The sequence below is a fragment of the Allobosea sp. CRIB-10 genome, from assembly GCF_900112185.1.
In the GTDB taxonomy this organism is placed as follows: domain Bacteria; phylum Pseudomonadota; class Alphaproteobacteria; order Rhizobiales; family Beijerinckiaceae; genus Allobosea.
In genome coordinates, this window is record NZ_FOKP01000021.1 from 60,494 (window position 1) to 78,314 (window position 17,821).

The window sequence follows — 17,821 nt, forward strand, 5'->3', positions numbered from 1 at the left end:
GCCAGGATTACAGCACATCGAACGCCGCTTGAGGCGCCTCCGCGTGGCCCCTGAGTCACCTCGTCGCAGGGGTTCCGATCAGGCGATCGCCACCGGCGTCCGGGTCCGCCGGACCTCGTGGACGCGCCGCCAGTCGAGACCTTCCAGCAGGGCTCCGAGCTGGGCCGCGGTCAGCCGCATCACCCCGTCCTGGACCTTCGGCCAGCGGAACTCACCGTCCTCCAGCCGCTTGGCGTAGAGGACCAGCCCCGTGCCGTCCCAGAAGATCAGCTTGATCCGATCGGCCCGCTTGGCCCGGAACACATAGACCACCCCTGAAAACGGATCGGTGTGCATCTGCTCCCTGACCAGGGCCGCCAGGCCCTCGGCGCCCTTGCGGAAGTCCACCGGCCGGGTCGCAACCATCACCCGGACCGCGCCCGTCGGCCCGATCACCGGGTGGCCTTCAACGCCTTGATCACCGCCGCCACGGTCTTGGCCTCCGCGCCGCGGCGCACGCGCACCACCACGCCCTGAAACTCCAGTTCGATATCGCCGCGGCCCGTTCGGGCCGACCTCGGCCGTGACCGCTCGACCTTCTCAGAATTAACCGCCTCGACCAGCGCCGGCACGAAGCTCACCGCAGGTCCGGGATCCACGATCCGCATCTCGCGGCGCCAGCCGAACAGTTGCTGCGGGCGGATATCGTGTCGCCGCGCCACCTCCGACACCGTCGCGCCCGGCGCCAAGGTCTCCTCGACGATCCGCGCCTTGTCGTCCGCCGACCATCGCCGACGCCCACCCACGCCGGTCAGCACCTCCAGCCGGCGAACCACAACCGGCTTAGGGTCAAGCGTAGGGTCAAAACTAGACATGAAACGATCCGCCCAGAGGGATCGCCACCATCACCGCCAGCCTGGCTAAGGAGAAGGTGGGGTCGGGGCGACGCTTACTTTTCTCCTGAGTAGCGAGGGTGAAGAGGACCACGGTATGACTTGCTGTCTATGCTCCGCGCACATATAGATGTGTCAATGGATGAACCTCGAGATAGAAACATTTTTGGGGCGTTCGCACTTATGATCAGCGACGACATCGTTCGCGCTAGTTCATCGCGGGCGCCGGAAGCTGGACCCGCCGCATCAGCGCTAGCGTTGCTCGCGCACGAGCCCGGGCTCTCAATCCGTATGCTTGCTGTCGGGGTGAGCCTTTCACATGCAGGGACCGTTCGCCTGGTGGATCGACTGGTTACCGAGGGATTGATCGAGCGTAGGGAACATTCGACAGACGGGCGCACTCGTTCCCTGTATCTTACTCCAGCCGGGAAGGTCGCGAGCGACGAGGTCCTGGCCTCGCGCGATCAGGTCATTTCAGAGGGGCTATCGATCCTCAATCCTGACGAACTGAAAATCTTATCGGACATCGCTGAACGCGTTCTCCGAAATCGCTTGGAAAACCTCGAGCAGTCATACCGCATCTGCCGCCTGTGCTGCTACGAGGGTTGCACGAACTGCCCCATCGAAGACGAATTGCATGAACGAGGTTTAGACCGCTAGAAGAGCGAGTACGCGTAGGAGCCTCGCAGTCGCCGCCTGTAGCGACGTGTCGCGCTTTCGACTCCATCCGTCAGGTATTAAGACAGCATCGCCGACTTGCTCATTGACGTGATCTGTCCAAGCGCCAGGTCGGGCGCGCGAAGTGACAGCTAGCTGATCGGCTCACAGTCCGTTCGCCTTTCTCTTTATGCGCCAAGGTCAAGCGAGCCTCGTGGGATTCGTAGCCTGACTGGTGCATGAGAGCTCGGTCTGAACGTCCGAACCCCGGACAAGAGTTAAATCAACCGGACACCGATCGGCGATCTCGAGGATCCGAGCGTGCTGCTCATCACTCAGCGGGCCATCGAGGACGATGGTGCGGGTGAATCGGTCGGGCGGCGTCATGTCTGGCACCTTCTCGTGCTGCACGGTCGTGCTCGCCCGTTCCAGCGGAAAGCCCTTCCGGTTTGCATAGAGACGCATCGTCATCACCGTGCAGGCTGCCAGGCCGGCGGATACCAGTTCGTAAGGAGATAGTCCGGTTCCGAGACCACCGACCGATGCTGGCTCATCGGCGAACAGAGCGTGCTCGCCGCTGCGGACCTTGAGTTGGAACTTCCCCGCAAGAGTTTCGGTGGCGACGACGCCCTTGGCAACCTCGACCTGCGGAAGATCCGTCGTGAGCGGTGGGAGAAAGCGGCTCGCCCACGCAGCTACCATAGCCGAGGCGTAGTTCGCGTCTGCAACGTCGGTGAGGAGGTGATCCGCCGTGTCGAGCGAGATGAAGCTTTTAGGATGCCTGGACGCGACGAAGATGCGCGACGCGTGGTCGATGCCGACCACTTGATCCAGAGGAGAGTGCATGACCAGCACCGGACGTCGCATAGAGGCAATGGACTTCTCGACGTCGATCCCCTCGACCGCCTCAAGGAAGCTACGGCGAATGAGGAAGGGTCTGCCGGCGATCTCTACCGACGCCTCACCGGCGCTTGCGATGGTGTCCAAATCATTCGGTCCGAAGAGGCGTAAAATATGCTGAAGGTCGGCCGGCGCACCAATCGTCACGACCGCCGCAACGTCAGGCAAGTCGGCGGCGGCTACGATCGCAGCGGTGCCACCCAGGCTGTGCCCGACGACGAGGGAGGGTGACATACCCGCCGCCGCCATCGCCTTGGCGGCAGCACGGAGGTCCTCGACGTCTGACGCGAAGCTTACAGCCTCCCCCATCCCACCCCCGATCCCGGTTCCGGCGAAATCGAACCTCAAGACCCCGATGCCCGCACGCGAGAGCGCACGCGAGATGTAAACGGCGGCGCGACTGTCTTTCCCGCAGGTGAAGCAGTGGGCGAAGATCGCCCAGCCCCGCGGTGTCCCCTCTGGTCGTTCGAGGTGCCCGGAAAGCTGAGAGCCAGCCCCACTAGCAAACGCGAATGTCTTTTCTGCCATGTCTATCAAACCTCCAGCACGCCGGCTTGGCGATTACGCTCTCAGCACTTTCGACGGAGCTGGGCGGAGCGCGCCGCCCACCAGTAGTCGTCATCTCAGGGTATCATTTATATGCTTGGCGCATATAGACAAGCCCCTAGTCCATGATTATATGCGCCAAGCATACTTCTGCGGCCTGCTTCCCTAAGGCGGTCCTACGGAAGGGGCATCTGTCAGGCGTACGGGCCAAAGGACTATGGAACTCAATCAAGTCAGCTATTTCATCAACTTGGCCGAGACGCTGAATTTCACAGCAGCTGCTCGCTTGAGCGGTGTGTCACAGCCAAGTCTGACCCGCGCGATCCGCCGCTTGGAGGATGAGCTTGGTGGGCCACTGATCTATCGCGACGGGAAGAACAGCCGCCTGACTGGCCTTGGCCAAGACGTCGAGGCAGAATTCCGGCGCATGGTGGTCGCGATTAAGAGCGTCCGCAATCACTCCGAGAACTGGGCGATGGGGGGGCACCGCGTGCTGGATGTCGCCGTCGCGCTAACCGTCGGACCGAAGCAATTTACGGCCTTTTTCGAGAGCGCATTGGCGGAGATGCCATCTATCGAAATCAAGCTGCACTCGCTCCAGTCGAACGAGGACACATCGGAGGTCCTTTCAGGAAAATACCACGCGTGCATCCTGCCGCGAGAAACAAGAACGGAACGCAAGCTGGATGTGCGTCCTCTATTTTGGGAGCGCTTCGTGCTCGGCTGTTCTGCAAGCCATCCCTTGGCTGCCAGTGAGATCGTGCGCGGCGAAGACTTGCTCGAATTTCCCTTCGTCGATCGCCTGCAATGCGAGTTTCGCGATCGGATCCTCGATCACTTCGCGCGACGAGACTTGCTCATGCAACCCCGCTTTCGATCAGATCGCGAGGACTGGGTGCAACGGGTCGTCGCTGACGGCCACGCCATATGCATTCTTCCGGAGCGATCGACCACGGCGCACGGCCTCGTCACTCGACCGATCGACGGATTCGTCTTGGAGCGCGAAGTCGTGATCGCGACGGTATCCGGCTCCACGGCACCGGTCGAGATACGGAAGATCGCGCAGCTGGCAGCCCGGTACGAGTGGGACTGAATTACAACGTGAGGAGCTTCGGCGCTATGGAAACTATACGCACAGTGTATTGGATAAATCTAAGCCGCACTGCGATAGTTGAAGCAATGACCGACAAATTAACCGGTAGTTTGCATGGCCCTCTATATAATTATTGGAGACTATCATGAAGTTTGAAAAATCACAGACAGCAGTCGACCGCCTGACCCCCGAACAACGCCGGATTACCCAGGAGTCGGGCACCGAAAGGCCCTTCACGGGCAAGTATAACGACAACAAGGAGCCGGGCATCTACGTCGACATTGTGTCGGGAGAGCCGCTGTTCGCTTCGACGGACAAATTCGATTCGGGTTCTGGCTGGCCGAGCTTCACCAAACCGATCGTGCTAGCAAACGTGAACGAGGTTAGGGACAGCGCGCACGGCATGGTCCGGACGGAGGTCAGGTCGGTGCACGCCGACAGCCATCTCGGCCACGTGTTTCCCGACGGTCCTCCCGACCGCGGCGGTCTGCGCTACTGCATCAACTCAGCGTCCCTTCGCTTCATTCCTCGCGATGAGATGGAGGCCGAGGGATACGGCGAATATCTCAACCAGGTAGAGGAGGCCTAACATGCACCAGCGCGCAATTCTCGCAGGCGGATGTTTCTGGGGCATGCAGGATCTGATCCGCAAGCGACCCGGCATCGTCTCGACCCGTGTCGGCTACACCGGCGGGGATGTTCCGGACGCCACTTATCGCAATCACGGCACGCATGCCGAGGGGATTGAGATCGTCTTCGACCCGGCAGTGACGAGCTACCGGAACATCCTGGAGTATTTTTTCCAGATCCACGATCCTACGACGAAGGACCGCCAGGGCAATGATCGTGGGCTCTCCTACCGGTCGGGTATCTATTACGTCGACGAGGAGCAGAAGCGCGTCGCAGAGGACACGATCGCCGACGTGGATGCCTCCGGGCTGTGGGATGGCAAGGTCGTCACCGAGGTCGAGCCGGTCGGCGATTTCTGGGAGGCCGAACCGGAACATCAAGACTATCTGGAGAAGCGGCCCGGCGGCTATACCTGTCACTTCCCCCGTCCCGGCTGGGTGCTTCCACAGCGCCAAAAGGCTGGCGATGTGCAGCCTGCGGCCGACACCGCAGCGGAATAGTCTTCACTGACGTTGCCGCTGCGCCGCTCGGGTTCGCACTCTTCTTGACCGTGTCGTCAAACGACGCGGTCATCGGACCCCGCATTGATGAGGTGGTCATTTGAGTCAGCCGCCGTCGTAGCAACAGGATCGCAGAATTATGCCAGACCTCTCATCATTTCCGGTCACGCAGCGCTGGCCGGCCTCTCATACCGACCGCCTGCAACTGTACGCCGCGCCAACGCCCAATGGCGTCAAAGCCTCGATCATGCTGGAGGAGACTGGCCTAGCGTACGAGCCCCACCTGATCGACATCTCGAACAACGAGTCGAAGGACCCAGCGTTCGTCTCGTTAAACCCGAACGGCCGCATACCGGCGATCATCGATCCGGCGGGCCCGGACGGCAACCCCATTGCCGTTTGGGAATCCGGTGCGATCCTTATCTACCTGGCCGACAAGACGGGCCAGTTCATTCCGAGTTCACCCGCCCAACGTTACGAAACCTTGGCCTGGGTATTCTTCCAGGTGTCGGCCATCGGGCCGATCTTCGGTCAGCTTGGCTTTTTCCTGCGGTGGGGCGGTAAGGACTATGAGGACAAACGGCCTCGGCAGCGCTTTGTCGATGAATCCAAGCGTCTCCTCGGGATCCTGGATCGCCAACTGGAAGGCCGTGATTGGCTCGTCGACGACTATTCGATTGCGGACATCGCGACGCTCGGCTGGGTGAATGCGCTGGTTGAACTCTACGCTGCTGGCGACATCCTTAGCCTCAGCGACTATTCGAACATCCAGAAATGGCTCGGCCGTGGCTTGGCTCGACCGGCAGTGCAGCGTGGCCTGCAAATCCCTGCGAGGTCGGCATGAGCGTCATCGCCGCCTACTATTACAACGAAGGCAAGCGAATCCGGGAAATCGCGATCGACGAGCGCGTCCAACTCGACAAGGGTCGCTCGGGTTTCTGCTGGATCGCTCTTCTGGATCCCACCGCCGACGAACTTCACGCGCTTCAGGCGACGTATCACCTCCATCCGTTGGCAATCGATAACGCGATGCACCCGCTGTGCCCGCCCAGGCTCGACGTCTACAACGGCGAGCTATACATCGTCGCGCAGACTGCCGAACTGGTCGGCGACCGGATCAGCTACGGCAAGATGGCGATCTTCACCGGTCACAATCATCTCATCAGCGTGCGGCACGGCAACGCCGGAGCGCTAGGCAAACTTCGGGAGCAACTCGAGGCTTCGCCGGCGCTCTTCGGAAAGGGTGTCGACTACGTGCTGCACGCGATCTTGCACCGTATCGTCGACCAGTATCTGCCCATCTTCGAAATGATCGAGGATGACGTCCTCGCGATGGAGAAACGGTCGTTAGACGATTTTCTCGGACGGGCAGAAGTCGCCCGCATCTTCGGGCTGAGGGCCGAACTCACGCGCTTCCAACGCACGCTCGGCGCTATGGCCGAACTGGTCAGAAAACTCGTCCGCGGGCATTTCCCCTGCATCAGCGCCGAAGTGAGGCCGTACTTTAACGATGTCGCGGATCACGTCGATCGGGTGCAGTCAATGGTCGACGGCCTCCTTCAGGTCCTGTCTACAGTCTTTGAGGCCAGCAGCCTTTTGGAAGCACAAAGGATCGGGGTGATCACCCGTCAGCTTGCCGCTTGGGCGGCAATACTCGCAGTCCCGACGGCGATCGCTGGAATATACGGCATGAACTTCAAGCATATGCCGGAACTGGACACGGCCTACGGATACTTCGTCGTACTCGGGGTGATGGCGATATCCTGCCTTTTCCTGTTTGTGCGCTTCAAGATGGCCAAGTGGCTGTGAATACCGCGTCTCGCAAAACTCGCCGTCATCCGACCGGTCACAGCGCGCCCGACGCCGGGGCGGGCTCAATACGACACCAAGCATAGGTGCAGCCGTGACATCCCAAGTGACCGACGTTCTAGAAACAGTGCAGTCCTTCGTCGCCAAGGGCTACAACCGCGAGTACCGCGTCAAAGACGGCAATCTCGTCGATCTCGATCTCGGATCAACACTGGACCCTTGCGCCCTTCGCATCGACGCGGCGTTACGTCTCGAAAGCGGGAGTGACGCAGAAGACGCCTCCAACATCTACGCGATCACCGATCCAGCGACAGGGCACAAGGGCCTGTTGATCGACGCGTTCGACGTATTCGACGAAATGTGTCACCGCGACCTCTCTGAGCGCCTCGTAGCGCATCGGGAAACAGTCCCGGCAGGTGACCAGGATGTGCCGAGCAAGCACGGACTGCGCAAAGTCTACAAGAGCGAGTTTGACCGCGATCCCGAGCGTTACGTTGTGCGGCAGGGCTTTCCAGACTTCCCAGCATGCCCCTTCGGCGGAGCCTTCAGCATTCTCGGCTTCGATACCGCCGAGCGGTCATATGTCTGGCTCGTCACAAGCATCATCCGAGATTCACGGCTGATTAGAATTCCTTATCAGGGAGAGGACGTCATCAGCGATGAATAGCAGGATCAGCGAGCCCCTGTGGTCCCCTCCCGAAGAGGTCGCGGACCAGTCTACCGGATATTTGTATTATCGAAACATAACGAGGTGATTTATGGATTGGAATAAAGACCATATTCGGGAAACTATGCTTTCGATGGAAACTGCAGCCTTGCATAGCGCTCGCGACAATTATCTGGATTATGTCTCCACCGCTCGGCTCGATCGGAGCGAACCGATCGAAAACGACGAACTAGCTCAGGCCGAGGTCGCAAGCGACTTCGCCGAAGCGCTCGATGACACGCTCCATGACTATGCTGATAAACTCGAAAAACTCAGGACGATCGATTTCGGTCCCAAGTTGGCCGTCAACGAAGGCGCAGTCGTCAAGCTGTCTGGCCGCCACTTTGTGATCGCGGTGTCAACGAGCAAGTTCACCTGTCAGGGGCGTGAGCTCATGGGCATTTCCACGATGGCGCCGATCTTCGAAGCAATCGAGGGTGCCCGAGCCGGGGAGACCGTGCAGTTCAACGGACGGGATCTCACAGTAGAAGACGTAGAATAAGGCACCCCACCGCCGCCCACACTAATGCCGAACGTCCTGGGTCTTTCCTTGCATGCATATCATCGTATCGAGAGATCCCGTGATCATCGGCGTGCTCGGACAACGGGCGCCGGCCTTGGCCTGGTTTGGGGGACTCGGCTGCCTGCGTGTGACGGCCAGCACCGCCAGGATGATGAGCAACGCCGCCGCATAAAGGAACAAGCCGCCTGGACCTACGATAGCCATCGCCGCTCCCCCGATGAGGGGGCCCGCGGCTGTCCCGATCCCGTTGAGTAGCAGAAGCCCGCGCGCGGTGCCCAGTAGCCGACTGGCCGGAAGATCGTCGTTCGCGACCGCGAGGCACAACGAATAGATCGGTATGCCAAAGCCACCAAAAAGAGCACCCGCCGCGAGGAGCAGGGGCAGAGGTGCTTCCGCGGCCATCGCTACGCCGACGGCAGCCGCCGCGGACGCCAGTGCCGCACCGGCGATGACAAGATTTCGGGACACTCGATCCGAAAGCCAGCCGAGTGGCCACTGCAACGCCAGCGTTCCACCAAGAACCGCAGCCATGAAGGCGGATATGCCGCCCACATCGAGTCCGATCCTCTGGCCAAAGTTTGGGCCCATGCCCCAGAAACCGCCGATAGCCAGGCCGGCCAGGAACGCGCCAGCAGCAGCGAGGGGCGATGCGAGGACGAGGTCCCTGAATACGACCCGCTCCTGTTCGACCTGGGCCGGCGGATGACTGGGCAGCAAGGTGATCGGAACCACAGCCGCCGATATCAAGAGCGACACGATGAGGAACAGTGTCACGTCGGCGGGCGGTGCGATGTTGAGTAGCGCCTGCCCGATTGCCCATGAGCCCATCGAGACGACTCCGAATATCGACAGGAGTTGCCCGCGCGTGGATTGCACTGCGTGCGCGTTGAGCCAGCTCTCCGTTGCGAGGATCATGCCTGCATAGGCGAAGCCGGTAATCAGGCGAAGCGGCATCCAGGCGATCGGCTCCACGAACGCCACATGGAAAAGTGCGGTCATCGAAGCGATGGCCGCAAAGCCGGCGAAGGTTCTAACATGCCCTACGGAGACGATGATCCGCGGCAACACGAGCGCACCGATCGTGAAACCCGCGAAGTAGAAGGACATCATCGCGCTGATCGCGCCGGTCGAGAACCCCTCCTGGCCGGCTCTCACGATCAGGAGCGTGCCTAGCAGGCCGTTGCCCAGCAGCAAAGCGGCGACGCTCAGCAGCAGCGCCGCCACTGGCGCGAGAACTAGGCCGCGCTTACCTGCAGACCTCATGGTATCCATCGCCGGGCTCATTTTCGAGCCTGACTTGAGGGTTGATACTCTGCCGCACTGATGAACTGGTCGAATGCTTCGCACCAGACGACGACCGCGCTGTAGTCGCGAACATCGACGCCGACAGGCACCTCGACGATGAAGCCGTTGAACGTCTTCACGTCGCCCACGCGGAGCGATTCGCCCTTGATCTGGAGAAAGGCTTCCTTGGTGTCGACGAAACGTGGGGCAAGGTAGAGCTTGTAGTCGGGACCAGGGGCGAGCCGCCCAATGTGTGCGATCCGATTGCGCGAGACCCGGATTTCGCCTTCCCCCCAATGAAGCAGGTCGCTGCCTTTGAGATCGCGAGCCAGGCGCCCTGCGTAAAGCGTTTCAGTCGCGATCATCTGAAAGGCTGCCGTGTCCGGCGCGCGGGGCGCTGTGAGGATCGGCAGCGTATAGATGCCGCCAGCAAAGCCCATTGCGAGCACGACGAGATGGCTGGCAATCAGGATGAGCCAACGCCGCATTGGTTACGCGAGCTCCAGTTCCTTCACGAGTTGGTCCGCGTCGAGATGGAAGTCCGAGAAAGCGATGCGGCCGCCAGCGTCAATAACCGTGAACCAGGGCGTTCCCCGTGTGCGGTAGTCCTCCATGAACGTGGGAAGCGTCGCGCCGACTGGTGGCTCGTCATGACCGAAAGCGACAGGAAGCTCATACTTGAGCTGGTTCACGCGCAGCTTCTCGAAGGTGTTCTCATGCGCTCCTTCGAAAACGGTCTGGATCACTGCGAACCCCACGCCCTTGTAGCTCAATGCACCATGCAACACTCGTAGCGTCGGAAACCCATGCAGATGGCAGCCACGGCACCAGTGCTGAAATGCGAACAAGATCTTTGGGCCGGTGCCGAAATCCGCCAGTTTGAGCGGCGCGACCACGCTTCTTCCATCCTCGCCAATCCATTTTTGCACCCGCAACTCAGGCGCTTGTCGTTCGTCCACGCTCATCTGATCCTCCAACCCCGATGCAGAAGCCCGCCGGATGGTCGAGCGTCGCGACGGTATGCGAACTTCTGACCTTGATTGCACCCTGCATCCTGAAGTCTTGATCGATCATATCGACGTTTATTTCGGACTATACTTGGCCATTAAAGGTGTCGCGCGTCAGACTATGAAGGTATCCGCTGAGATTTTCCAATAGCGGCGCGACATAGTTTTTATACCTTACATCTGTCCAGCCACGGGGGCCGCGCCTACATAGCTCGGAGGCATAGCAGCTCGAGAATGGCAGTGACGGGCAGCCCACGCTTATATGCTATCCTTTGATAAGCGCGGACGATCGTAGCTGCTGCCGAATGCATGGGCTTGCCCTCATGTCGACCTCTCAGCGGTAGCGTTAGCAACGGCGATCTCGCCCCCCATCTACACCACCACTGGCAATCAACGGGGTCCGGTCGAAATCCGCCAACGGGGATACGCCTGTAATGCCACTGTGAAGGCTATCAAAACTATAGCGACAGGGTATTTGGAAATCATACTGAACTGACGCTATAGTGTACATAAAATAATCACGACTCAACGCGAGTACAACGCATTTCTATACTGATATAACATCCGGTATTCTGATTTTCAGTCAATTGGCCCGTTCGACGGATGTGCGTGCAAAGGTCTTGTACAGAATTCTGAATTGATGCCGGTTCAGGTCTGTCGTGACAAGCAAGGGGGTTTCGCTATGGTCACTAGAGGTTTCACCGGCCGCGGTTCAGGCGGCGACCAGTCCGATCGGATTCCGCCAGGTCAGCATCTCGTGGAGAATTTCCCTGTTCTGACGGCCGGGCCAACGCCGAGCGTGGAGCCCTCCGATTGGAAATTCACCGTCAAGATCGGTCCGAAGCCCGTCAAAGTGTGGAACTGGAGCGAGTTCAACGCCCTACCGAAGACCAAGATCACCCGAGACATTCACTGCGTCACGTCCTGGTCCAAGCTGGATACCGCGTGGGAGGGCGTACTCATCGAAGACATCCTTGCAGATGCAGGGCTCGATCGGCCCACCGATTTCGTCTTGGCGCACTGCTACGATAATTACTCGACAAACGTCCCGCTGGCGGATCTGCTCTCCGGGAAAGCGATGGTCGCCCTCAACTATGCGGGCAAGCCGCTTCCCCGCGATCATGGAGGGCCGGCGCGTCTTCTGGTTCCGCACCTTTACTTCTGGAAGTCCGCCAAATGGGTGAACGCGCTGCAATTCACAACGCGTGACGAGGCGGGCTTCTGGGAGCTGCGCGGCTATCACATCTACGGCGATCCGTGGCGCGAGCAACGCTACACCAATGACTGAGAACGGCGCGCAAATCGCGTGGCAGCCATGCGTAATCGACGAAATCGTCCAACAAACCCCGAGTATCAAAAGCTTCATCCTTCGGTTGAGCAAACCGTTCGCGCACATCGCAGGTCAGCACGTCGATGTCCGGCTGACCGCGCCTGACGGCTACAGTGCGATGCGTAGCTACTCGATCGCGTCGTCGGCAGTCTCGTCCCCGACCGTCGAGCTCGCTATCGAGCGCCTGCCGGATGGCGAAGTTTCGCCGTTCTTTCACGATGTCGCAGCGATCGGCGACGAAATCGAGCTTCGTGGTCCGCTCGGTGGCCATTTCCTATGGCCTGAACCTGCCATAGACCCGGTTCTGTTGATCGGGGCAGGCTCCGGCCTCGTGCCGTTGATGGCAATGATCCGGCAGCGCCGCGCACTGGCCCAGACCGTTCCGACAGCGCTGCTCCTGTCCGCACGAACCGCTGAGGACGTTCTCTTTTCAGAAGAGCTTCATTCCATCGAAATCGCCGATCCGGCGTTCGTCTTGGCGCTGGCGATCACGCGCGAGAGACCGATCCGCGCATCGGACTTTGCGCGACGAATCGACAGCTTGATGGTCCAGGAAATTCTGGCTCGGCTTCACGGAAAGCCGACACAAGTATTCGTTTGCGGGTCCAACGGTTTCGTCAACATCGCGACCGAGGGCGCGCTGCTGGCCGGCCTGGACCCCACCATTATCAAAACCGAGCGCTACGGTGGTTAGCGGCCCAAGCGACTGCGCGTTCCGCCGTCGCGGAAGTGCAGCCCAGAAATAGTTTGGAGATCATAATGAGCCGCTTTGCCGAACCCGTCTTCGTTGCAGCCGGCCTTCGGACCCCTTTCGGCCGCGGTGGAGGCGCGTTGGCGGCTTACGACGCCATCTCTCTGTCCGTGCCTGTCGTACAGGCGATGGCGACGCAGGCGGAGCCCGATCTCCTTGTCTGGGGAACCGTGATCCCGAATTTGGGCTGGAGCAATATTGCTCGCGAAACCTGGCTTGATGCCAAGCTCAATCCGACTGTTCCGGCGTTCTCCGTCGTCCTGGCATGCTCGACCAGCATGACGGCGACCTTCGCTGCGGCAGGGATGCTGGGCGGAGGAACCGACCTCACCATGGTCGGCGGGTCCGAAGTCATGAGCCGGCCGTCAATCGCCCTGACGGCCGATGCATCGAAGCGGCTCACCGACCTCTTTGCGCAGGATGCGACCGCCGCGCTTGCCGCCCTCCAGTCTCTGACTCCACGAGACTACGTGCTCCCCACAAAGGGCTGGGCCAACCGGATCACCGGAAGGACGATGGGTGATCATATGGAGGAGACCGCCCAGGCTTGGCGGGTCTCGCGCGTCGCGCAGGATGATTGGGCGCTCAAGAGCCACCAGCGGGCAGTCGCTGGTTGGGAACGTGGCTTCTTCGACGATCTCGTGATTTCGCTGCCTGAGCTGGCGCGCGATGCGAACCCGCGCGCCGATACGTCGCCCGAACGGCTGGCCGCACTCAAGCCCGCCTTCGATCGCGACAGCGGGAGGGGAACCCTGACCGCCGGTAACAGCTCACCGATTACGGATGGAGCCGCCGGGTGTTGGGTCGCTACCGAAGCCGGTGTGGCGAGACTCCCGGCGGGCACCCCCTACGCGCGGCTCGTCGACTACGAGATCTCTGCCGTCGATTTCCACATCGAGGGTCTGCTGATGGCGCCCTCCTATGGCATTCCGCGCCTGCTCGCGCGGCATAAACTCAGCTTCTCCGACATCGCGCTCTGGGAAATCCACGAAGCCTTCGCAGCCCAGGTCCTGGCGAACGTCGCGGCCATCACCGATCGGGAGTGGGTGCGCGCGACAGCCGGTGTCCAGGCGGCTATGGGCGATTTCGACTGGGACCGCGTCAATCCCAATGGAGGCTCGGTCGCCCTGGGTCATCCGTTCGGCGCTACAGGCGCGCGCGACCTCAGCCAGGCGGTGAAGGAACTTTGGGCCATGCCGCCCGGATCGCGCGCAATCGTCAGCATCTGCGCCGACGGCGGTCAAGGCACAGTCGCCCTCCTCGAACGCGGCTGACCGTAGATCAACGCCATGACAGCGATCCGCTTCCAACTGTCGGAGACGCGATATGACAACTGATGTGCTGCTGTACACCACGAACTGGTGCCCGTTCTGCCGCCGGGCGAAGACGCTCCTCAAGGAGAAGGGCGTGCAATGGAAGGAACTCGATATCGAGGCGGATCCGGTTCACCGGCAGGCCATGACGGAGGCGTCGGGTCGAAACACTGTGCCGCAGATCTTCATCAACGGCACGCATGTCGGTGGCTCCGACGAGCTTTTCGAGCTCGATGTCAGAGGCGAACTCGACAAACTCCTCGGGCGCACGCCGCGCGCCAACTGAGGGGATGCGGCCCGGGCAGACACCCCGTGACCCCGTGCCGGTTTTTGAACGGGAAAGGAGAGTCCGTTGGTCTCAGCTATCTGGAATGACGCCACCATCGCCACAAGCAACGAGACGGTCGTCGTCGAGGGAAACCACTACTTCCCACCGTCGGCGGTCGATTTTGGCCTGCTTGAGATGAGCCCGCACACGTCCGTCTGTCCGATCAAGGGCACCGCGCGCTACTTCCATGTTCGTGTGGGCGATGCGCTCAACGCGAACGCGGCCTGGACCTATCCCGATCCGACGCCGGAAGCCGAGGGCATTCGGGATCACGTCGCTTTCTGGAAGGGCGTGGACGTTGCATAGCAGACCGGTCAGGCGGCGGCTTCGCTGATGGCCCTGTGCAAGCGCCGGCATCTCAGATCGTCCGCCCATCCCGAAGCGGCTCGGCTGAAGGATACTGCCCCGGGCCGTTCGGCGCCAACAGCGTCGAATCCTTGCGGCTCTGCCGGATCAAGACGGGTGGATTGAGATGGAGCATGCCGGGTTCGATGCCGCTTTCGCCAAGCTTGCGGAGGGATACAGCGAAGGCGCCTACGAAGGCCGGCGTTTCGGCCTGACTGTCCGGCGATCCGCGGATGGGCGCCGCAACAGCCTGTTCGCCAGGGAGTTGGCCGGGACCGACATTGTCAGCTTCAACCTCTACCGCGTTGCGTCAGACAAAACCTTGCTGAAGCCGTGCGAGATGTCCGCCGAAAAGGTCGTGGCGTTCGTGCTGGATTTCCGACCGGACCCCTGACGGGCAGGTGGAGGTCCCGGCCGACCGGTCCGCCTGCGACGCCCGCCCCCTACGATTGCGCATGTCGCTCAAAGGTATCGAAACTATAGCCGCTGATCATTGGACTTCGTCTGGCGATGAATTCATCTTCTATACATCACCATCCGTGGGGGAATCGGTGCTGGCTCCCGTGTAAGCCAGATTGAGAAAGTCCAAGCGATGACGAACAACAATGCCGCCACCCTTCCGACGCCTTCTGATCTTGACGAATGCGCGGCGATGACCGTCGCCGAAGCTCTGAAGATTATTCTGGCGAACAGCTACGCGATCTACCTGAAGACAAAAAATTTCCACTGGCACGTCTCCGGACCCTACTTCAGGGACTATCACCTGCTTCTTGATGAGCAGGCCGCACAGATCCTCGCCGCCGCCGATGCGATCGCCGAGCGCGCCCGAAAGACTGGCAACACCACCATACGATCGATCGGCGATATCGCGCGCCACCAGACCATCAAGGACAATGATGCTGAGTTCGTGACGCCGCAGGACATGCTGGGCGAGCTCCGCGCCGACAATCTCCACATGGTCGAGTCGTTTCGCCGCGCAAAGGACGTCGCGGACAAGGCGAAGGATAATGCGACGTCCGGCCTGATCGATGCCTGGACGGACGAGGCTGAGCGCCGTGCGTGGTTCCTCTTCGAAATCAGCCGCTAGCGCTTCGCCGGGCAAACCTACGTCAGGAATGACGCCTGGGCGTGGAGGTGATGATGGCGAAGGCCGGCTTTGGAGGGGGGTGCCATTGGTGCACAGAAGGAGTGTTCCAGGCGTTGCGCGGCGTCGCCCAGGTCGACCAGGGCTTTGTTCAGTCGGACGCGCCGGCGGATACCTGGTCAGAAGGCGTGATCGTTACCTTCGATCCATCGGTTATTCCGTTGGCGACGCTTTCCGAGGTCCATCTCAGAACGCATTCCGCTGCCAGGGCCCGTTCACCTCGCAGCAAATACCGTAGCGCGATCTACATCTTTGAAGAGAGCCAGCGGCCTGAGGCCGAACAGGCGATCGTCCGCTTCGCCGGCGCGTCTGCCAAGGCGGTGCACACCCTGGTCCTCCCGTTTAAAGGTTTCAGAGCGTCGGACGAGCGTTACCAAAACTACTATCGAACCGACCCGAGCAGGCCCTTCTGCCGCCGCTACATCGATCCCAAGCTGGATCATATCCGACGGCACTTTTCGGAACTGGCGCTCCCTGAAGCGAACCCGACTGTCCGGCAAGTCATCGATAGCGGTGATGGCTCGTGGTTCTAATGCGGCTCCGTGCTGAAGCATTCGACGAGTTCGCGCGTAATGAGACCTTGATTGCCATGCCCCATACGGCGTTCCCCGGAATCGGCCATGTCCGCCGCAACCCTGTCGGATACGCATGGGTTGCTCTCAACTACACCAACCGCGACCCCAACTGATCATCGACAGCGCGGTGCGCCTATTCGGCCCATCTTCGGACTGACGGCCGGCAGCGTTCCGGTTAAGCGGCTCGCCGTGGAACAGCGCGGTAACGCCCGTAGCCAACCTTGATCAACAGTCCTTCCTCGCACATCCTTGTTAAGTAGCACCGAGGAATGCCGACCTCCGTCAAATCACGGGTGCGGACTTCGCCTAGCTTCTCCGCCAACATCACTGCGCGCTCTCGGAGATTCGGCATCGGCCCGCCGGCGGCGACAATCCTTTCTGCTCTCAGTCGATCACGCTTGCGCATCTTGACGGCGGGCCTTTGGATATGATTGAGGGGAATCGGCAGATCGAAGTTCGCATTTTCACCGACTCCGGCGAGCCGGGTGAGATTCGAACTTTTTGGCCGTCGGTTTACCTTGAGATTAAAGGTGGTGCGGGTGGTCGGAATCGAACCGACACTCCTCTCGGAACCGGATTTTGAAGGGAGTCGCGTCTTCCCCCCCCCCGCCTGCAACCGCCCCGCAGTGACCTCGAAAAACGCCTCATTCGTCGACGTAGCGACACCTATGCCGCACCTGACCGCTGCCGCGGTCACCTGGCAGAGAGCGCAACCCCGCCGATGTGGCGTCGCCTGTATCCATTTTCCCGACACTCACCTGAAAGCGCTTTTGCGGAAGAAAATTGCACAGCATTGATGTCGGTGCAGAAGCGTGAGCGCCCGGGCCTGGGTGATGAAAGTGGTGATCCGGAGGGACGGCCTTCGGCCTCATCGCCTACACGCGATCGTCAACCTAGAATCGGCGACACGACCTCAGTCGTTGCGGCGGACGGAGGCAGAAATGGCAGAAAGCAAATTCCTTACTCCGGAAGAGGTGGCGGAGCGCTACCGCGGTGGCATCTCCGTTGGGACCCTCCGAAATTGGCGCGCCATGCGTCATGGTCCTTCGTTCGTCAAAGTTGGCAAGGCGGTGCTCTATCCAGTTGACGAGCTTGATGAGTGGGACGAAAAGAATAAAGTGCAGTGCCGTGCATCCAAACGACTTGTCGAACACACGGGTGATCAGGCGTGATTATCACGGTCGGGCACGAACAACCGATCCCAATGCGCGGCACCATCATCTCCAAACTTCCAGAATAATACTGCAAAATCAGCAGGTTGGAAATCTCGTTGGCGTGGTGCATAATCACCCCTCCGGCGACCCGACCCCGTCCGGCGCCGACATGCGCATGACCCGCGAGCTCGTAGACATCGCCAAGCCGCTCGGCATCGCCATCCACGACCACATCATCGTCGGCCGTGACGGCCATGCCAGCTTCAAGGGCCTGGGGCTGATCTGAGAGCAGCCTGAGTGACAGGCCCCGTCATGCTCGCTCTTCTGCGAGCATCCGCATCTTGCACACGGCCC

25 protein-coding genes are annotated in these 17,821 nt (G+C 60.7%); 18 read left to right on the plus strand and 7 right to left on the minus strand.

What is annotated here, in order from left to right; all coding sequences use genetic code 11:
* Window positions 1–78 precede the first annotated feature (78 nt).
* Both tnpB and BMZ69_RS22585 read right to left on the minus strand, forming a co-directional pair.
* The gene (tnpB, locus tag BMZ69_RS22580) at window positions 79–435 is read right to left on the minus strand and encodes an IS66 family insertion sequence element accessory protein TnpB (RefSeq protein WP_092161027.1); all 357 of its coding nucleotides are present in this window, start codon (window positions 433–435) and stop codon (window positions 79–81) included.
* Window positions 432–854 carry an IS66-like element accessory protein TnpA gene (locus tag BMZ69_RS22585; RefSeq protein WP_092161030.1) on the minus strand — a complete coding sequence of 141 codons (423 nt, stop codon included), beginning with the start codon at window positions 852–854 and terminating at the stop codon, window positions 432–434. The genes tnpB and BMZ69_RS22585 overlap by 4 nt, the downstream gene beginning before the upstream one ends.
* Window positions 855–1,055: 201 nt before the next feature.
* On the opposite strand from BMZ69_RS22585, the gene BMZ69_RS22590 reads away from it, so the two are divergent.
* Window positions 1,056–1,532: a MarR family winged helix-turn-helix transcriptional regulator gene (locus BMZ69_RS22590; protein ID WP_210188072.1), complete on the plus strand. Its 477-nt coding sequence runs from the start codon at window positions 1,056–1,058 to the stop codon at window positions 1,530–1,532.
* 198 nt (window positions 1,533–1,730) lie between these two features.
* Here BMZ69_RS22590 and BMZ69_RS22595 read toward each other — a convergent pair whose 3' ends face one another.
* Window positions 1,731–2,963 (minus strand): alpha/beta fold hydrolase, encoded by a 1,233-nt coding sequence (locus tag BMZ69_RS22595; RefSeq protein WP_092161145.1) that lies wholly within the window; start codon window positions 2,961–2,963, stop codon window positions 1,731–1,733.
* 229 nt (window positions 2,964–3,192) lie between these two features.
* Between BMZ69_RS22595 and BMZ69_RS22600 the strand changes: the two genes are divergently transcribed.
* From BMZ69_RS22600 to BMZ69_RS22630, 7 genes are all read left to right on the plus strand, one after another.
* A complete protein-coding gene (locus BMZ69_RS22600; protein WP_092161035.1) occupies window positions 3,193–4,068 on the plus strand; it encodes a LysR family transcriptional regulator in 876 nt (291 codons plus the stop codon).
* A gap of 145 nt (window positions 4,069–4,213) precedes the next feature.
* Window positions 4,214–4,657, plus strand: coding sequence for a peptide-methionine (R)-S-oxide reductase MsrB (gene msrB, locus BMZ69_RS22605; RefSeq protein ID WP_092161037.1), 444 nt, complete (start codon window positions 4,214–4,216; stop codon window positions 4,655–4,657).
* A 1-nt stretch (window position 4,658) separates the two neighbouring features.
* Entirely contained in the window at window positions 4,659–5,198 is a 540-nt protein-coding gene (msrA, locus tag BMZ69_RS22610; RefSeq protein ID WP_028720651.1) for a peptide-methionine (S)-S-oxide reductase MsrA, read from the plus strand.
* 139 nt (window positions 5,199–5,337) lie between these two features.
* Window positions 5,338–6,042 (plus strand): glutathione S-transferase N-terminal domain-containing protein, encoded by a 705-nt coding sequence (locus tag BMZ69_RS22615; RefSeq protein ID WP_028720650.1) that lies wholly within the window; start codon window positions 5,338–5,340, stop codon window positions 6,040–6,042.
* Window positions 6,039–7,007, plus strand: coding sequence for a magnesium and cobalt transport protein CorA (locus BMZ69_RS22620; RefSeq protein ID WP_028720649.1), 969 nt, complete (start codon window positions 6,039–6,041; stop codon window positions 7,005–7,007). Before BMZ69_RS22615 ends, BMZ69_RS22620 begins: the two co-directional genes overlap by 4 nt.
* Before the next feature lie 106 nt (window positions 7,008–7,113).
* Complete coding sequence (locus BMZ69_RS22625) at window positions 7,114–7,674, plus strand: hypothetical protein (RefSeq protein ID WP_244543487.1); 561 nt, start codon at window positions 7,114–7,116, stop codon at window positions 7,672–7,674.
* 91 nt (window positions 7,675–7,765) lie between these two features.
* Window positions 7,766–8,215, plus strand: a complete 450-nt coding sequence (locus BMZ69_RS22630; protein ID WP_092161041.1) for a hypothetical protein — start codon at window positions 7,766–7,768, stop codon at window positions 8,213–8,215.
* Between the two features lie 21 nt (window positions 8,216–8,236).
* Here the strand turns inward: BMZ69_RS22630 and BMZ69_RS22635 are convergent, their stop codons facing one another.
* The 3 genes from BMZ69_RS22635 to BMZ69_RS32180 are packed head-to-tail and all read right to left on the minus strand — an operon-like array spanning window position 8,237 to window position 10,485.
* Window positions 8,237–9,508, minus strand: coding sequence for an MFS transporter (locus BMZ69_RS22635; protein WP_092161043.1), 1,272 nt, complete (start codon window positions 9,506–9,508; stop codon window positions 8,237–8,239).
* An 8-nt stretch (window positions 9,509–9,516) separates the two neighbouring features.
* On the minus strand, window positions 9,517–10,008 hold the full coding sequence (locus BMZ69_RS22640) for a DM13 domain-containing protein (protein WP_092161046.1): 492 nt from the start codon (window positions 10,006–10,008) through the stop codon (window positions 9,517–9,519).
* Between the two features lie 3 nt (window positions 10,009–10,011).
* On the minus strand, window positions 10,012–10,485 hold the full coding sequence (locus tag BMZ69_RS32180; RefSeq protein ID WP_092161048.1) for a TlpA family protein disulfide reductase: 474 nt from the start codon (window positions 10,483–10,485) through the stop codon (window positions 10,012–10,014).
* A 724-nt stretch (window positions 10,486–11,209) separates the two neighbouring features.
* Here BMZ69_RS32180 and BMZ69_RS22650 point away from each other — a divergent pair.
* The 8 genes from BMZ69_RS22650 (at window position 11,210) to BMZ69_RS22685 (ending at window position 16,271) form a co-directional block, all read left to right on the plus strand.
* Window positions 11,210–11,815, plus strand: coding sequence for a sulfite oxidase-like oxidoreductase (locus BMZ69_RS22650; protein ID WP_092161050.1), 606 nt, complete (start codon window positions 11,210–11,212; stop codon window positions 11,813–11,815).
* Window positions 11,808–12,551, plus strand: a complete 744-nt coding sequence (locus BMZ69_RS22655; protein ID WP_092161052.1) for a ferredoxin reductase — start codon at window positions 11,808–11,810, stop codon at window positions 12,549–12,551. The genes BMZ69_RS22650 and BMZ69_RS22655 overlap by 8 nt, the downstream gene beginning before the upstream one ends.
* Window positions 12,552–12,616: 65 nt before the next feature.
* The gene (locus BMZ69_RS22660) at window positions 12,617–13,882 is read left to right on the plus strand and encodes a thiolase family protein (RefSeq protein WP_092161054.1); all 1,266 of its coding nucleotides are present in this window, start codon (window positions 12,617–12,619) and stop codon (window positions 13,880–13,882) included.
* A gap of 52 nt (window positions 13,883–13,934) precedes the next feature.
* On the plus strand, window positions 13,935–14,207 hold the full coding sequence (grxC, locus tag BMZ69_RS22665) for a glutaredoxin 3 (protein ID WP_092161056.1): 273 nt from the start codon (window positions 13,935–13,937) through the stop codon (window positions 14,205–14,207).
* A gap of 66 nt (window positions 14,208–14,273) precedes the next feature.
* Entirely contained in the window at window positions 14,274–14,555 is a 282-nt protein-coding gene (locus tag BMZ69_RS22670) for a DUF427 domain-containing protein (protein WP_052818854.1), read from the plus strand.
* Between the two features lie 166 nt (window positions 14,556–14,721).
* Window positions 14,722–14,988: a hypothetical protein gene (locus BMZ69_RS22675; protein WP_092161058.1), complete on the plus strand. Its 267-nt coding sequence runs from the start codon at window positions 14,722–14,724 to the stop codon at window positions 14,986–14,988.
* A gap of 198 nt (window positions 14,989–15,186) precedes the next feature.
* Window positions 15,187–15,681 (plus strand): Dps family protein, encoded by a 495-nt coding sequence (locus tag BMZ69_RS22680; protein WP_092161060.1) that lies wholly within the window; start codon window positions 15,187–15,189, stop codon window positions 15,679–15,681.
* 53 nt (window positions 15,682–15,734) lie between these two features.
* The gene (locus tag BMZ69_RS22685; RefSeq protein WP_244543488.1) at window positions 15,735–16,271 is read left to right on the plus strand and encodes a peptide-methionine (S)-S-oxide reductase; all 537 of its coding nucleotides are present in this window, start codon (window positions 15,735–15,737) and stop codon (window positions 16,269–16,271) included.
* Between the two features lie 217 nt (window positions 16,272–16,488).
* Here the strand turns inward: BMZ69_RS22685 and BMZ69_RS32470 are convergent, their stop codons facing one another.
* A complete protein-coding gene (locus BMZ69_RS32470; RefSeq protein ID WP_018429642.1) occupies window positions 16,489–16,719 on the minus strand; it encodes a type IV toxin-antitoxin system AbiEi family antitoxin domain-containing protein in 231 nt (76 codons plus the stop codon).
* A gap of 535 nt (window positions 16,720–17,254) precedes the next feature.
* Here BMZ69_RS32470 and BMZ69_RS22695 point away from each other — a divergent pair.
* Both BMZ69_RS22695 and BMZ69_RS22700 read left to right on the plus strand, forming a co-directional pair.
* The gene (locus BMZ69_RS22695; RefSeq protein WP_092161062.1) at window positions 17,255–17,485 is read left to right on the plus strand and encodes a helix-turn-helix transcriptional regulator; all 231 of its coding nucleotides are present in this window, start codon (window positions 17,255–17,257) and stop codon (window positions 17,483–17,485) included.
* The gene (locus BMZ69_RS22700) at window positions 17,409–17,753 is read left to right on the plus strand and encodes a JAB domain-containing protein (RefSeq protein WP_092161064.1); all 345 of its coding nucleotides are present in this window, start codon (window positions 17,409–17,411) and stop codon (window positions 17,751–17,753) included. The genes BMZ69_RS22695 and BMZ69_RS22700 overlap by 77 nt, the downstream gene beginning before the upstream one ends.
* The last annotated feature ends 68 nt before the right edge of the window (window positions 17,754–17,821 follow it).